The sequence below is a fragment of the Cohnella rhizoplanae genome (genome assembly GCF_948329515.1).
Classification (GTDB): Bacteria; Bacillota; Bacilli; order Paenibacillales; family Paenibacillaceae; genus Cohnella; species Cohnella rhizoplanae.
Window position 1 is genome coordinate 138,092 of sequence record NZ_CAOJCN010000014.1, and the last position, 15,662, is coordinate 153,753.

At 56.3% G+C, this 15,662-nt stretch carries 11 protein-coding genes; 1 reads left to right on the top strand and 10 read right to left on the bottom strand.

Features of this window, described 5'->3' with window-relative positions; genetic code table 11:
• Window positions 1-18: 18 nt before the first annotated feature.
• The 3 genes from PQG80_RS19795 to PQG80_RS19805 all read right to left on the bottom strand — a co-directional run bounded on the left by PQG80_RS19795 (window position 19) and on the right by PQG80_RS19805 (window position 3,302).
• Entirely contained in the window at window positions 19-1,182 is a 1,164-nt protein-coding gene (locus tag PQG80_RS19795; protein ID WP_271753234.1) for a levoglucosan dehydrogenase, read from the bottom strand.
• Window positions 1,183-1,218: 36 nt separating this feature from the next.
• On the bottom strand, window positions 1,219-2,034 hold the full coding sequence (locus tag PQG80_RS19800; RefSeq protein ID WP_271753235.1) for a sugar phosphate isomerase/epimerase family protein: 816 nt from the start codon (window positions 2,032-2,034) through the stop codon (window positions 1,219-1,221).
• 137 nt (window positions 2,035-2,171) lie between these two features.
• Entirely contained in the window at window positions 2,172-3,302 is a 1,131-nt protein-coding gene (locus PQG80_RS19805; protein WP_271753236.1) for a Gfo/Idh/MocA family protein, read from the bottom strand.
• 218 nt (window positions 3,303-3,520) lie between these two features.
• Here PQG80_RS19805 and PQG80_RS19810 point away from each other — a divergent pair, with 218 nt between their 5' ends.
• On the top strand, window positions 3,521-4,333 hold the full coding sequence (locus tag PQG80_RS19810) for a helix-turn-helix transcriptional regulator (RefSeq protein ID WP_271753237.1): 813 nt from the start codon (window positions 3,521-3,523) through the stop codon (window positions 4,331-4,333).
• A 59-nt stretch (window positions 4,334-4,392) separates the two neighbouring features.
• Here the strand turns inward: PQG80_RS19810 and PQG80_RS19815 are convergent, their stop codons facing one another.
• The 7 genes from PQG80_RS19815 to glmS all read right to left on the bottom strand — a co-directional run bounded on the left by PQG80_RS19815 (window position 4,393) and on the right by glmS (window position 15,018).
• On the bottom strand, window positions 4,393-6,012 hold the full coding sequence (locus tag PQG80_RS19815; RefSeq protein WP_271753238.1) for a helix-turn-helix domain-containing protein: 1,620 nt from the start codon (window positions 6,010-6,012) through the stop codon (window positions 4,393-4,395).
• Window positions 6,009-7,748 carry a sensor histidine kinase gene (locus PQG80_RS19820; protein WP_271753239.1) on the bottom strand — a complete coding sequence of 580 codons (1,740 nt, stop codon included), beginning with the start codon at window positions 7,746-7,748 and terminating at the stop codon, window positions 6,009-6,011. The genes PQG80_RS19815 and PQG80_RS19820 overlap by 4 nt, the downstream gene beginning before the upstream one ends.
• 168 nt (window positions 7,749-7,916) lie before the next feature.
• On the bottom strand, window positions 7,917-9,053 hold the full coding sequence (locus tag PQG80_RS19825) for a Gfo/Idh/MocA family protein (RefSeq protein WP_271753240.1): 1,137 nt from the start codon (window positions 9,051-9,053) through the stop codon (window positions 7,917-7,919).
• Between the two features lie 50 nt (window positions 9,054-9,103).
• On the bottom strand, window positions 9,104-9,949 hold the full coding sequence (locus tag PQG80_RS19830) for a carbohydrate ABC transporter permease (protein ID WP_271753241.1): 846 nt from the start codon (window positions 9,947-9,949) through the stop codon (window positions 9,104-9,106).
• Between the two features lie 19 nt (window positions 9,950-9,968).
• On the bottom strand, window positions 9,969-10,940 hold the full coding sequence (locus tag PQG80_RS19835; protein ID WP_271753243.1) for a carbohydrate ABC transporter permease: 972 nt from the start codon (window positions 10,938-10,940) through the stop codon (window positions 9,969-9,971).
• Window positions 10,941-11,044: 104 nt separating this feature from the next.
• Entirely contained in the window at window positions 11,045-12,382 is a 1,338-nt protein-coding gene (locus tag PQG80_RS19840; RefSeq protein ID WP_271753244.1) for an ABC transporter substrate-binding protein, read from the bottom strand.
• An 803-nt stretch (window positions 12,383-13,185) separates the two neighbouring features.
• On the bottom strand, window positions 13,186-15,018 hold the full coding sequence (gene glmS / locus PQG80_RS19845) for a glutamine--fructose-6-phosphate transaminase (isomerizing) (protein ID WP_271753246.1): 1,833 nt from the start codon (window positions 15,016-15,018) through the stop codon (window positions 13,186-13,188).
• Between the last annotated feature and the right edge of the window lie 644 nt (window positions 15,019-15,662).

A 15,662-nucleotide genomic window follows, 5' to 3' on the forward strand; every position in this document is an offset into this window, starting at 1 on the left:
GTATTTTAACCCGGCCGTTCAGCCGACCTTTGTCCAGCTTCCCGTTTCCGCCGATTGGAGAATGGCGTCGGAGATGAGCGCAATCCGGTACCCGTCAAGGAAGTTCGGAGATACGTCCGTATCGTTGACAATGGCAGAGATGAAGTCGTGCGCTTCCACGATCTTCGTTTCGGTATACCCGATGCCGAGCGCCGGAATCGGCCACAGCGCCTCGCCGTAAGGGTGGGCGGGACCTGTGTAGACCGTGCGGAACCCGCGCCGGTCGCCGGGATCGCTCGCAAAGCACACCTGCAGCTCGTCCCGCCGCTCGTAGTTAAAAAAGAGGGAACCCTGGTCGCCGTGGATCTCGAAGGTGATGTAGTTATTGCGCCCCCAGGCGTTGCGCGTCGCTTCGATGCTGCCGACAGCGCCGCTTTCGAAGCGGAGCAGCGTGCTGACCTCGTCTTCGACATCGACCGGTTCCTTCTTGACGTCTCCCGACGCCTTCACCGTTCCCAGCTTGTCGAGTCCGCCGGACTGTACGGGACGCTCCTTGATCCACGTCGTGGCCGTCCCCATCACTTCGCTGATCTCGCCGGCCAGGTAACGCGCGATGTCGATCACGTGCGTCGCAATATCGCCAAGCGCACCGGAGCCGGCAACGTCCTTGCGGAATCGCCAGGACAGCGGGGAGCTCGGGTCCGCCGACCAGTCCTGCAGGTAGGTGCCCCGGAAATTCAGGATCTTGCCGATCGCACCTTCTTCGATGTACTTCTTGGCGAGTGCGATCGCCGGCGTACGGCGGTAATTGAAGGCGACCATGTGCTTGACGCCCGCTTCCGTGACCGCATCCAGCATCCGCTTCGACTCTTCCGCGGTTCGTGCCAACGGCTTCTCGCAGATGATGTGCTTGCCCGCCTTGGCAGCCGCGATCGCAATCTCCGCATGGGAATCGTTCGGGGTGACGATATCCACGATATCGATCGACGGGTCCTCCACGGCGCGGCGCCAGTCGGACGAATAGGACGCGAAGCCGTAGCGGGCTGCGGCATTTTTCGCCAGGTCGTCATTCATGTCCACGACCAGCTTGCGCTCCGGTATGGCCGGCGCCGGCCAGAAAAACATCGGCATGCCGGCGTAGGCGATCGAATGAGCCTTGCCCATGAAGCCTCCGCCAATCATGGCTACGTTTAATTTACGCATGTTCACTCGCTCCTTCAACTTGGCTTTCTTGTATTTTTATCCGAGATTCAACCGGTTTTTCAGGTAGCCCTTGCTCATTTGGGCGCCTTTCAGCGGGTCGGCATAGTTGTCCAGCTCCACGGTGATCCAGCCTTCATACGCCTGTTCGCGGAGCAAGGAGACCATCGTCTCGAAATCCTGCCGTCCCTCTCCAAGCGGCAAAAAGGAACCCGAACCGTAATCTTTGAAATGAATGTAAGAGATCCGGTCGGCGTATTTTCTGACGACGGCGACAGGGTCGCCTCCGCCGGCTTCCACGTGCGCCGTATCCGGACATAACGCGATCGAGGTCAAGGCCATCAAGCGATCCAGTTGGTCCGGCGCCTGCACCATCGTGCCCATATGCGGATGATAACTTGGAATCAGGCCGTATTCGCGCACGATCGCCGCCGCCGCTTCCAAAGCTTCCGCCAGCTCCGTATAATCAGACTCCGCGATGCCCGAAGCCCGGACGGCGCCGCCGCCCAATACGAGATGTTCGGCGCCGCATGCGGACGCGAATTTGGCCACCTTTTCGATTTTGTGGAACTCGTCCCCGCGAATATCGCGATAGATGAAATTAGCGCCGGTATAAACGCCGACAAGAGACAAATCATGACTCTTCAGCAGCTCGGCGAAGGCGTCCCCGCGGTTTTGATACTGCATCAGGTTGCCGTCGAACAGCTCGATTCCGCGATATCCTGCCTTCGCGATGTCGCGCACCGCCTCCTCGGTCGAACCGTTGGCCAAGTAATACAGGTCTTTCACCGAGGTGACGCCTGCGGGATGGCCGACAACGCCTCCCCAAGTGTTGGTTTGGTATCCTAGCTTCACTTCCGAATTCCTCCCCTTAAAGCGGTTTCACCCTTGATTCTAGCACCGGTTTTTGGACGGACACAGGAGAAGAAATTCAGTTCGATGTGCAAAAAATACAGACCGGGCCGTCACGCCCGGTCTGCGCTGGCGTTATTTTATTCAAACGCCGGAATGTCCACGGGTATGCCGCCGTTCATGGCGGACTGATGCGCGCAAATGCCGGCGGCCGTCCAATTCGCGGCCGTAATCGCGCCGATGCCCGGCTCGCGCCCCTCCACGATGCTGCTGACGAATTCATGCACCAGATGCGGATGAGAGCCGCCGTGTCCGCCGCCCTGAATGAACGAGAGATGCTCGTTCGTCTCGTCGTAGACGCCTTTCTGCGTAAAACGGCGGATCGCTTCGGGCAGCAGGCCCTGCCGGTCGGGCGCCGTCACGCGTTCGACCGTGAAGGGGCGTCCGCGGCTCCCGTCCATTTCTCCCATACGGAAAATAACGGGCCGTTCGTGCTCCAGCTGCTGCCACTCGAAGGTCGCCTTCTCCCCGTAGACGTTAAAACATTCGGAGTAGTCGCGGGCCGTATGGAACATCGTACGGGTCAATTCGAGCGCGACATCCGAATTCTCCAATTGGAACAGCGCGCTTTCGACCGGAAACGGATTGTTGTATTGCCGCACCAGCTCCTCGCGCATCGAGCCGGAGCCCAGACAGCTCACCTTCACCGGGCGTTTGCCGATCAGATCGAGCAGCGGCGCGATGGCGTGCGTCGGATGCATCAGCGGCGGGAACCCCTTCCAATAATCCGGCCAGCCGTCCATATCCTGATAGTGGGCGCCCCGCAGAAACTGGATTCTGCCGAACTCGCCTTTCTCGTACATCTCTTTGACCATGAGATACTCCCGGGTATAGACGGCCGTTTCCATCATCATGTAGTTTTTCCCGGATGCCCGCTGCGCGGCGACCACGTCACGCAGTTCCTGCAGGGACAAGCCCATCGGTATGGTGCAGGCGCAGTGTTTGCCGGCATTCAGGACCTCAATCGACTGCGGGGCGTGATACTGAATGGGCGTGACCAGGTGGACCGCGTCCCAGGCGTCGCTCTGAAGAACCTCCGCGATGTCCGTGTACCGATGCGTGATGGAAAATTTGTCTCCGGTTTCTTTCAACACATCTTCATTGCCGTCGACGATCGCGATGTCCTCGACCATCGGATGATGCTTGTAGATCGGAACGAACTCGGCGCCGAATCCGAGACCGGCAAGAGCGACTTTGATTTTTTTCGTCATATGCGCATCTCCTCTATCGATTCATAGATGAAATCCTTCTATCGCTAGGTTAGCGCAGAACGCAGGGAACGCGCCATGCAGATTCACGATGCATATATGGAAAAAAGGGAAGTGTTGTCGCTCTCCCGTTTTTTTCTGTACAGGCATTTCAAAACGTGAGATAAACAGAATAAAGGGCTTCAGAGAATATCAACCGCAGGATCGGAGAGAAACGCCGTATGAAGAAAAATACGGATTGGTACCAACTGGAGGGGGAGCCGTCCGTCGAGACGATGGGCCGCATCGCGGCATCCAATGTCCATCCGGCGAGAAACGTGGCTTTCTGGGTACTGGGAATCGTCCACGCGGGGCGAAGAACGATCCAAATCGGAGACCGCCGGTTTGCGTTCACGCCGGGGGATTACTTCCTGCTCCCGCCTTTCATCGAACACAACGGCGTCGAAACGGATACGCACGAAGTGTTTTTCGTTCATTTCCATATGGCCGGCAAGAGGCTGGCTCCGCCTTCCCGGTTGGGAAAAGATCAGATCCTCCTGCCCGTGTCCGGGCAGCTCCCCAAGGACTTGGACCTGTTCCGCTTCGTCGACTACCTCGACAAGCAGAGCCAACTCGATTACGCTGGAGCGCATTTTCTGGCCGCCCACGTGAAAGCCCTCTTGTATCAACTCAGCGCGTTCATGCAAAACAAGCAAATGGGTTACGATCGCGGCAGCCTGGCCGACGAGATTTTCCTCTTCCTGTCGGACCGCTACGGCGATCAACTGGGCGCGGCGGTCCTCGAGAAACATTTCCATCTCACGTACCGGCAGCTGAACAGTATATTCCACAGGCGGTTCCAGACGACCATCCGGCAAAAATTGATCGATATCCGCATCCAGCATGCCTTCAACCTGCTGGTCAACGGAGAAAGCATCGCCGACGTCGCCGCCAAGACCGGATTTTCGGACTACTTCTATTTTCTGAAATGCTTCAAGCGCAAGCTCGGAATCTCGCCCAAATGGCTTCAGCAAAAATATTTCCGAACACCCTGAGCAAAAGAAAAAGAGCGTCCGGCAGCCGGTCGCTCTTTATTCTTCCATAGGGTTCTGTTTCAACCTACGCCTTCGTCCTGGTTGTCTATGCGGAATTCGGTGGGCTGTTTGCCGGTGTGCTTCTTGAACACCTTGCTGAAATACCGCTGATCGCCGTACCCGACAAGCCCTGCGATTTCATAGTTTTTCCGGTCCGTATGGACGAGCAGCCATTTGGCCCGTTCCATCCGGACGCGCGTTACGAATTCCGTGAAGTTCTCTCCCGTGGCGGATTTGAACAAAGAGCAGAAGTAATTTTTGTTCAAATAGAAACGCTGGGAAATCTCCTCGAGCGAAACGTTTTGATAATGCTCGAAGACATGCTTTTTCACGATCTCGATGATTTGCCGCCCGTTCTTCATCATCGTGTCGCCGGTCCATTCCTCGATGACAACGTTGACGACGTCCCGAAGGAGCCGCCCGGCCTCCTGAAGGTTCCAGTCGTTCAGCTCGCTCCTGACCTGGTGAATGGAAACGATCAGAGAATCCAGCGGCTTCCGGAACCCTTTCTCGATCGCGGCCAGCAGCGACAATACCGCCTGTTTCACCATCGTGCCGCTCATTTGCCCCAATACCTCGTCGGACAACGCCTGGTCCAGCTTTTGCGGCAGGTTGACGTTCGCGGGCACCGTTCCGGTCTCAAGCAGCGATTCAAACAAGCGTTGAAGCTCCCCCCATACATCCGGCATGGCTGCTGCGGCGGTCGGTTGGCCGGAAACGTACTGGGCCCAGCGAGGCCCGTTGCGGAGTAGAAGTCCCTCGACCGATTGATGAGCTTCCAAATACGCGTCGGGAATCGCCCTCAGACGCTGCTTCACGGAACTGATTCCATATCGGGCGTTGATGCGCAGGAAAGACGAAAGTCCGGCATGGATGCTTTGTACGAGCCATTGCGACCGCTCCGCATTGCGGCTTTCATCCGGAAACAACAGAATAAATTCATGTTTCTTGGTGAGATTGCGGAACACGGCGCCGGCTTGCTGTCCGAGACATTCCTGCAAAATATTGCGCACGGCAAAATAGAAGACGTTCCGATTGCCCCCGTAGGTCACCTGCACTTTCATTTCCGAATCCACGATCTGCACGACGACGACCGTAAACTTCCCCTCCGGCAAGGAGACCGGAAGGGACTCCACGCCGACGAACATTTCGTTCTCGTCCCGAATCGCGCCGGAGATGATATTGGTCAGAAACTCGTCCTGCATCAGCACGATTCCTTTGTTCAGCACGGCGCGCTGGTCGATCTGGTCGATGATCGTGCGGGATTGCCGCTCGAGCTCCTCGGCGGCTTTGCTTAAGACACCCAGCAGTTGCGCTTCGTTAATCGGCTTCAGCAAATAATCGAACCCGTCGAGCAGAAAGGCGGAACGGGAATATTCGAAATCGCCGTACCCGCTGAGCACGATGACCTTTCCAGGAAAATGACCGGCTTTGAGCCATTCCATGAACATGAGACCGTCCATGAGCGGCATCTTGATATCCGTAAGAATAATATCCGGCTGGCACGCCTGTACCAAATGGCAGGCTTGTTCTCCGTCATACGCGTCCCCGACGATCTCCCAGCCCAGCGTCGTCCACGGCACGGCGCTCCGCAAATGATCGTGGACGCCCCTCTCGTCATCGACGATGAGAATTTTCATCCGAGTTCCCCTCCTTGCCTGTCCAGTGGCAGCCGGAATGTGACGCACGTCCCTTTTTCCGGTTTGCCGTAAAGCCGGAGCCCATATTCCCTGCCGCATAGCAATTGAATTCTCATTTGCACGTTGCTCAGGCCGATCGAGAAGCCGTCCCGCAAGCCCGGATCCTTGCGGCTCGCCGCGTTTTGCAGAATTGCGTTCAGCTCCGCCGCCTGATGCGCCGTCATCCCTTTCCCGTTGTCCAGCACGGTGAGATAGAGGCTGCCGCTCTCGACGTCCGCCTTCGCCGTAATCTTGATCAGCTTTCGTTCCCGCCGCGACGGAATCAGACTGTGCTCCACCGCGTTCTCCACGATCGGCTGCAGGATCAGCTTGGGCACCTGGAGCTCCCGCACGGACGGGTCGGTATGCACGTGGATACGAATTTGCTCCGGAAATCTTTTGTTGATGATCGTCAGGTAGTTCCGGACATGCATGATTTCCTCCTGGATCGATACCCCTTCGTTGGTGATTTTCATGTTGTAGCGATACATGTTGCCCAGGCTTTGGCTGACGGTTTTGATTTCCGGCACCTGGCGGACCATCGCGATGCTGGAAATGGTCTGCAGCGTGTTGTATAGAAAATGGGGAGAGATCTGCGCCTGCAAAGCTCGAATTTGCGTCTCCTTGTTGATGAGTTGAAGCCGCAAATCGTTCTCGATCAGCTGTTGGATCGTTCCTGCCATCCGGTTGAACTGGTCGCCGAGAAAGCCGATCTCGTCATGCGATTTGATGGATGCCCGGGCGTTGTAATCGCCGATTTCGATCAGCTTCATTTTCCGGTGCAATTGAATGATCGGCCTCGTGATGCTGTAGCCCAAATACAGGGAAAACCCGATCGCCAGCAAGAAGGAAAGCGCCACCATAAGAAAAGCCAGATTCCGAATCACGAGCAGCTTCGGACTGATGGCGTAAATGTAAATGAGCTTCCAATCCGGTACGCTCAGCGGCGTCTCGATCACAACGCTGGCCCGCGGCTCCGCCGACGGCTGAACGATCGTGCCGGTCCGGCTCGCGTCCGTGTGGTATAAAACCCGATAGGACGCGTCGGTAATCACTACTTTGCCTTTGTAAAACGTGTTGTACCGTTCGACCATCTCGCGGAAATGGGAAGCCTTGGCGTCGATGATCAGGGTGCCGACATACTGGCCCCGGAAATGAATCGGGAACAGATACTGAATCACCGGCTCGCCGTAGATCCGGTCGGAAACGAAACGCGTTTCGGAACGGGCGCCCTCCGGCACTTGCAGATCGGTCGTCAGCGCCTGGATGTACTTCCCGTGCTTGCCGCCCATTCGCGACAGCTCGGGGATGAAATAGCCGACAGGGTGCGCATGCGAGTTGATCAGATAAAGGCCTACGATATCCTGTACGCGATAATTGTAGATGTTCATGAAGAATTGATTCATGTCTTTCGCCGCGTCATAGGTCCTGCTGTTGTCCGGCTCATACTGCGTATCGTTTTTCAGGCTCAGCAGCAATTCGGTGTTGGAATAGATCCGGTAAGCCGTTTCATAGAAATCCTCGTCAAATTGCTCGATTTTTTCTTTGATGTCCTGATCTGCCCGATCCTGGGCGAAATGCATGTCCCCCTGAATCTGTTGTTTGACTTGATACAGCAATATGCCGGCCAGAATCCCAAGCGGAATACAAGCCGCCGTCAGCATGGCCAGAACGATTTTGATGCGTATATTTTTCAATCGTAAACGTTTCGTGGCGCTCACCTGCTCTAAGATGTCGGTTCACAATCTCTTTCATTCGATCATATACCAGGCATCCGGCGGGGCCAATGATAGATAATTGTAAGAAAAGAAGATTTATCCCTATGACATGCGCAGTAGGGATAAACCTCCTCTCGATGACCCCGTTCAGTCGTCGAAGCTCGGAATAATCACTTCCGCTCCGCCCTTTAACGCGGATTCATGGGCGCAGATGCCCGCTGCCGTCCAGTTCGCCGCCGTTACCGCATCCACGCGCGGTTTGCGTTCCTCCACGATGCTTCTGACGAACTCATGGACGAGATGTGGATGCGACCCGTGGTGCGCGCCGCCTTGAAGGACGGAAAGGTGAGGGTTGTTTTCGTCTAGATGATCCTGGTGATACATATAGCGGGCGACTTCCTCAGGCAGCGTTTCCGGACGGGCAACGGGCGCAATTCGCTCGTACTGGACGTCGCGGCCGCGGCCCTCGGTGAGCGGCCCCATGCGGAAGAGCATCAACGGCTCCTTCTCCATATGCCACTCGAGCGAGGCATTCTCGCCGTAAATATTGAAGCTTTCCATATAATCGCGCGCCGTATGGAACAGGGTCCGTGTCACTTCGGCGGACAGATCCGGTTTGTCTAGCTGATAAATCGCCGTTTCCACCGGGTAGGGATTGCCGAATTGACGGTGCAGTTCTTCGCGCATCACGCCTGAACCGAAGCAGTGCACCTTCGTGGCGCGCGCCTCGCTGATGGCAAGAAGCGGCGCGATGGCGTGCGTGGCGTAATGCATCGGAGGCAGGCCCATCCAGTACGACGGCCAATTCTCCATGTCCTGGTAATGGGCGCCCCGGAGAAATTGGATGCGGCCGAATTCTCCCTTCGCCTTCATCGCCTCGGCATGCAGATACTGATAGGTATAGACGGCCGTCTCCATCATCATGAAGTTTTTTCCGCTCGCTTTTTGCGCGGCCACGATCGCTTTCAGTTCCTCGATTGTCGTCGCCATGGGCACGGTGCAGGCGCAGTGCAGCCCGGCGTTCAGTACCTCCAGCGTTTGCTGGGCGTGGGAATGGATCGGCGTGACTAGATGCACGGCATCGTATTTGCCCGATTTCAACACGTCCGCGAGGCTCGAATAACGGTCCGCGATGCCGAATTTATCGCCGTATTCGTTCAGCAGCGCCGCGTCCGTGTCGCAAATGCCCACTTGATCGATATCCGGATGAATTTGGTAAATGGGGGCGAATTGTCCCCCGAATTGCAAGCCGACTACCGCGACGTTCAGTTTCTTATTCAGCACTTTGATCACTCCTGCACGGGTTTGGTTGGTTTATGGTTTGCGCGTGCCGATCATCCTTTGACGGCGCCCGCCGTCATGCCTTCCACGAGGAAGCGCTGCATATAAGCGAACATGATGATGACCGGAAGCACGCTGAGCACGGAAGCCGCCGAGATGCTGCCCCAGTCGGTCAAGTACAGCCCTTTGAAAAGCATGATGCCCGGCGTCAGCGTTCGGTTCTCGTCTGCGTTGATGAAGACGTAGCCGAACATGAACTCGTTCCAGGCGTTGACGAAGGCGAACAGCGACGTGGCGATCAGGCTCGGAATGGAGACGGGGAGCACGATCCGGAAAATCGTGCCGAGTTTGCCGCAGCCGTCCATCTCCGCGGACTCTTCGATTTCCATCGGAACGGAATCGAAAAAGCTTTTCATCATGAACGTGCAAAGCGGAATCATGAAGGTCGTATAAGCAATGATAAGCGAGCCCGGCGTATTGATCAGCCCCAGATGCTTCATGATAAGATACAGCGGGATCATGAGCAGCACGCCGGGAATCATTTGCGAGAGCAGCATCGCCACACCCACGCTTTTCACGCCGCGGAATTGTCCGTAGCGGCTCAGCGCATAACCGGCGAAAATGGAAACGGCAATCGCGATCACCGTTGTGGACAGCGCCACTTTGACGCTGTTGGCAAAGTAGGTGCCGAATTTCGAATGGTACAGCACATTGGCGAAATGCTTAAATGTCGGATGGTCGATCCAGAACGTCGGATTCACCGAGCGGATCTGTTCGGTCGGCTTCAGGGAAGTGACCAGCATCCACAGGAAGGGAAACAGGCAGTACACGGAAAACAAGATCAACACCGCGTAGGTCAGGAGCATCCAGAACCTTTTCTCGCCCCGGCTCGCCACCATATGCGTCACTCCTTTGCCTTTATGCCTCTTGTTTTTTCTTCATGGTGGTGAAATAGAACAGCGAGAACACGACGATCATAAAGCCCAGCATGAGGGTGGACAACGAAGAAGCCGCGCCCATGTCGAACTCTTTCATCGCATAACGGTATATCGTGATCGGCAGCGTCTCCGATGCGTGGAACGGTCCGCCCTCCGTCATGATCCAGATGAAGTCGAAGTTGATGGCCGTCCAGATGATGTGCATGAAAATCAGCGTCAGCGATACGGTTTTCAATTGGGGCATGACGATCTTCCGGAAACGGGTCAGGACGCCCGCTCCGTCGATGGCCGCCGCTTCGACGACCTCTCTGGACACCGACTGCAAACCGGCAAGCAGGCTGATCGTAAAGAAAGGAAAACTTCTCCAGATATTCACGAAGGTAATGGCCAGCAGCGCGGTGTTCATTTCGCCCAGCCAGTAATACGGTTTTTCGATAATCCCCAGCTTAACGAGCCAGACGTTGATGACTCCGTATTCCGGCGTCAGCATCCAGGTCCACATCATGCCGGCGACGACGATGGGGACGACCCAGGGCACGATAATGATGCCCCTGAAGATCGCTCTGCCGCGCACCGGCTGATTCAGCGCCATCGCCGATACGAGGCCGGCGATATACTCGCCCGCGACGGACAGCACCGTCCACAGGACCGTATTCCATAACGTTTTTACGATAATCTCGCTGTGCAGCACGCCGGCGAAGTTGGATAAACCCGCCCAGCCCTGCTGGGCCGTGTTGACCATGTTCCGGTAATGAAAGCTGTCCCAGACGACTTGGCCGAGCGGAAAAGCATTGAGCAGCAGCAGGAATAGAAAAGCGGGCAGCACAAACAGCAAAGCATAACGACGGGCCCGTCCCTCGCGGCTTATCGTCCGCCGGGGAGCCGGGGTTTTGCCCGCCGTGATTTCGGGCAGCGGAGCAGTATGGTTTCTTTTCTCCACTTTCGCGTTCATTATCTTCACCTTCTTCCCTTCAGATGGGAAGAGCAAGCATGACGATCGTTAGCCTCGCGGCATGCTTGCTCACCTGTTCCGGGTTTGCGCTCGTTTCGATCGGATTATTTCGAGCTTAAGTCTCCGGACTTTTTCAGACTCTCGTTGATCGTGCCGGACAACCATTTTGCGATGTCATCGGGCGAGTCCTTCTTCAGGTAGAGACGGGCCAGCGAATCGATCATGGCCTGCGTGACTCCACCCAGCGATATCGGCGGGAACACGACGCCCGTCGGGCTCAGGGCCATGAAATCCTTACCCCACTGGCTGTCGCTCACCACGTCGTTACGCGCGGAGTTCGTCGGGTGGACGAGATCCTGATACGGCTTGCCCATCATGAAGGAGAGGAATTCCCACGCTTCTTCGGGATGTTTGGTCTGCTTGTAAATGAAGAACGGCACCACTTCCATGTACGTCGCCGGCTTGAGTTTGTATGGAATCGGAGCGATCTTGACGTCTTTCATGCCGTCCGGGTTTTCTTTCGCCCGCTGCTCCTGCCAAGCGCCGTTGACGCTCATCGCGTATTGTCCAAGCGCCAGGTTCGTGTCCAATTCCTGATAGCCCCACGTTTTGCTGCCGATGACGCCCTTGTCCGCCAGATCCTTGTAGAACTGGAACACTTCAGCGGCGCGCCTCAGCTGCTCGGGATCGTCGTTCCACGTGTTTTTGTACTTGCCGTCGTCCATCTTCTTTGCGATTTCGAGGTCGTTCTGGGCCAGATATACGATGAGCTCCTGCGGCACGCGGACGCCCGTACCCGTGATGCCGAACGCGTCGACGCCGGTAGCTTCCTTGATTTTCGGTCCCATGGCGATCAGCTCGTCCCACGTTTTCGGAGGCGCGCCGATCCCGGCTTTCTTCAGCATGTCCTCGTGGTATTCCAGCGCGCGGATGCCCAGATAGTTCGGCATGCCGACCAATTTGCCGTTGACTTTGAGCGCGTCGACGACGTTTGGATAAATTTTGTCTTTATCGGTCCACTTGTCGAAGTATGGCGTCAAGTCCTGCAGCGAATCGATCGCCGCGAATTCGCCGACCCATTCCGGCAGTCCCCAGCTGACGTCCGGCGCATCGCCGGCGTTGATCGCGGTGACCAGCTTGTCGTGAAGCATTTCGTAGCTGATGTATTGCATTTTGATTTTGATGTTCGGGTGGCTCGATTCGAATTCTTTAATGAGTTTTTCCGCGTCTTTCGATTCTTGGATCGACGGATCGTCCGCATTCCAATACTGAAGGGTGACTTGCTCCTGCGATGATCCGGATCCTTGCGATGCGGACTGCGTTCCGCCGGCGGAACCGCCGTTGTTCGAAGCCGCGTTGTCGCCGCCGCTCCCGCATCCCGCCAGCGTGGAGACCGCCAGCGTGCTGGCCAGGACTAGGCTTAATTTTTTATTCCCGCCCATCTTCCGTTTCCCCTTTCGTTATTGCGTATATTGAATACGTTTTCAAGTGTAGCAGAGGGCTTTGGGACGCAACAGGAGACGGAACTTAGATCGATGTGGAATTTATTCAGATCGCGCTACCCAACCAGCTTAATAACTCACTTCTGATATAGACGACATAGGAACGAATAATTGACATGAGGAAGAGGATGATATGAAATCATTTTAATTTTTCCCTTCTTTTAATATTGTTATCACTGGGTAATTCACCTAGTGATTTATTCACTTAAAAGCCAATTGAGATCCACGTTCTCAAGCCCTTAGGTCATCTTTCTCAATCTCACTTTAATCGGTCGTGAGATATATGTCGCGCTTTGAAGAAAACTCAATTTGCTTCAAGTTTTTCGCTATCCTTAATTTCTTTATCTTTTGGTCAGCGGCCTCTGCCATACGGTAACTCTCTATGAAAAAGAGGATAACCGTTTTATCTTTGGTTGTCCTCTAATGGATTCTATTCAGTTACATACCCTATTGATCAGTTACAGTTTTTTTAATAGCAACTCGTCAAAAAGCCATTCAAATCAACACTTAGCTTCTTTCTTAGTTCATTAAGCGTTTCTGCTGACGTAAATTGCTTCTTTCGAATTGCCTTAACTTCCTCCCCTATAGTATTCATTTAAAGTTCTCCCACCTAAAATAAAATTGGGCCGTCCTTGTTTCGAAGGAGGGCCCATGACGTTAGAACAAAACTTTATTGTTTAGAACAATACTTTTTTATGGAGTCAACCCGTTTAATGTTTGTTTTGTTTCTCCTCTTATAGTGATTATTCGACCGTCACGCTCTTCGCCAAATTCCGCGGCTTATCCACGTCATGACCCAACGCCAGCGAGGCGTAGTACGACAGCAGCTGCAGCGGGATGACCGACAGCGCAGGCGTGAGCAGCGGCAGCGTGCGCGGGATGGCGAACTGGCGGTCGACGGTCTTCGCCGATGCTTCCTCGTGGCCTTCGTTGACAAGGCCGAGCACCTCGGCGCCGCGAGCCTTCACTTCCTTGATGTTGCTGACGGTCTTCTCGAACAGATCCTCCTGCGTGAGCAGTGCGATGACCGGGACGCCGTCTTCGATCAGCGCCAACGTGCCGTGCTTGAGCTCGCCGGCCGCGTACGCTTCGGAGTGGATGTACGAGATCTCCTTCAGCTTGAGCGAACCCTCCAGCGCGACGGCATAATCGATGCCGCGGCCGATGAAGAACAGGCTGCTCGACTTCGCGATCGACTCGGCGATCCCTTTGACCGTCTCTGCCTGGCCGAGAATGCTCTCGACCTGCTCCGGCAGCGAGTCCATCGCGGCCAGCACGCGGGCGATCTCCGCTTCTTCTTGCGTACCCAGCGTCTGGGCCATGTACAGCCCCAGCAGGAAGAACGCGATCAGCATCGTGGAGTACGCCTTGGTCGACGCGACGGCGATCTCCGGGCCCGCCAGCGTAATGATAACGTCGTCCGCCTCGCGGGCGACCGAGCTGCCGACGACGTTGGTGATCGCCAGCACGCGCGCGCCGCAGCGCTTGGCTTCGCGCAGCGCGGCCAGCGTGTCGGCCGTCTCGCCGGACTGGCTCACGACGATGACCAGCGTATCCTTCGTGATGATCGGCGAGCGATACCGGTACTCCGAGGCGACGTCCACCTCCACCGGTATGCGCGCGAGCTGCTCGATGACGGTCTTGCCGACCATGCCGGCATGCATCGCCGTGCCGCAGGCGACGATATGCACGCGGCTCACGGCGCGGAGCTGTTCGGCGGTAATCGAGAGCTCGGGCAGCACGACCGAACGTCCGTCCTCGCTGACGCGTCCGCGCATCGTGTCGCGGTACGCGCGCGGCTGCTCGTAGATCTCCTTCAGCATGAAGTGATCGTAGCCGCCCTTCTCGGCGGTCATCAGATCCCAGTTCACGCGGAAGACATCCTTCGCCACCGGATTCCCCTCGACCGTCAGCAGCTCGACGCCTTCGCGCGTGAGCACCGCCATCTCTCCATCCTCGAGGATATAGATATCCCGCGTATACTCGAGGATCGCCGGGATATCCGACGCGATGAACTTCTCGCCTTCGCCGACGCCGATGATGAGCGGGCTGGCGTAGCGTACCGCCACCAGACGGTCCGGCTCGTGCTCCGTCAGCACGCCGAGCGCGAAGGCGCCGCGCATCTTGCGGACGGCTTTCTGTACGGCCTTCACGATATCGCCTTCATACTCGACGGAGATCAGATGCGAGATGACCTCCGTGTCCGTCTCAGACAGGAACCGGTGTCCGGCAAGCATCAGCTCTTCCTTCAGCTCCAGGTAGTTCTCGATAATGCCGTTGTGCACGACCGAGAACTTGAGCGAGTTATCCGTGTGCGGATGCGAGTTCGCGTCCGATGGCTTGCCGTGCGTCGCCCAGCGGGTGTGCCCGATGCCGATCGTGCCGCACAGCGGCTCGCCCGTGAGGCGATTCTCCAAGTTGACCAGGCGTCCGACCGCCTTGGTCACTTCAAGGCCGCGCTCCGTATGCACGGCGATACCCGCCGAGTCGTACCCGCGGTATTCCAGTTTCTTGAGCCCTTCGATCAAGATCGGCTGGGACTCTCTAAATCCGATGTATCCAACAATTCCGCACATTTAATATATCCTCCGCTTCGGCCATCGTCCGTGCGATGCGCCGGAGCCGGTCGGGCTGCCGCATGCCTATAGCAGACCGCGGACAACCAGAGGGTATGCCTGCATCAGCCTGGCCGTCCCTTCGGCCCGAGACTCCCCGCAGGAGTCCCGGCTGCCTGAAGCGATGAGCCGGACAGCAGTACCCTATATCCACGACATGTCGAGGTCACCGTGCTCCGGTTCGCCGGACATTCCGCTATAGTATGATTCCGTATGTTCATTCTTATCGTGCCGGCGTATTGTGCGCCCGGTTGCCCTGAGCGATTTGTCTTCCGGCTGACGGCCCCGATTGGGCCGGGAGGTCCCCGCCGATCATCCGAACACCTCCACCTCGTCAACTCGCCGCACGTCCGCGGCAAGTTCTGGCGCTTGTAAAGCCGAGTACCTCTATCCTGCCTTTCCTTCTTGAATGACATGCATCGACCTACGTCAATCGCAGATAATCTACCCCATCATATTCGTTTTGAAAATGACGTGCAACCTCTAATCGCGAACTTCCGCAAAAAGACGGTATTGCCCAGGAAATGACAACACCCGGCATCGTCGACACCGGGCTTCGTTAACGCTGTCAATTCAAGGCAGGCAGCCTGCATTAGTCGACAAAG

Coding starts and splice junctions, on each gene's coding strand:
- glmS (WP_271753246.1), bottom strand. CDS start 15,018: ATGTGCGGAATTGTTGGATACATCGGATTTAGAGAGTCCCAGCCGATC.
- PQG80_RS19795 (WP_271753234.1), bottom strand. CDS start 1,182: ATGCGTAAATTAAACGTAGCCATGATTGGCGGAGGCTTCATGGGCAAG.
- PQG80_RS19835 (WP_271753243.1), bottom strand. CDS start 10,940: ATGAACGCGAAAGTGGAGAAAAGAAACCATACTGCTCCGCTGCCCGAA.
- PQG80_RS19840 (WP_271753244.1), bottom strand. CDS start 12,382: ATGGGCGGGAATAAAAAATTAAGCCTAGTCCTGGCCAGCACGCTGGCG.
- PQG80_RS19810 (WP_271753237.1), top strand. CDS start 3,521: ATGAAGAAAAATACGGATTGGTACCAACTGGAGGGGGAGCCGTCCGTC.
- PQG80_RS19815 (WP_271753238.1), bottom strand. CDS start 6,012: ATGAAAATTCTCATCGTCGATGACGAGAGGGGCGTCCACGATCATTTG.
- PQG80_RS19805 (WP_271753236.1), bottom strand. CDS start 3,302: ATGACGAAAAAAATCAAAGTCGCTCTTGCCGGTCTCGGATTCGGCGCC.
- PQG80_RS19830 (WP_271753241.1), bottom strand. CDS start 9,949: ATGGTGGCGAGCCGGGGCGAGAAAAGGTTCTGGATGCTCCTGACCTAC.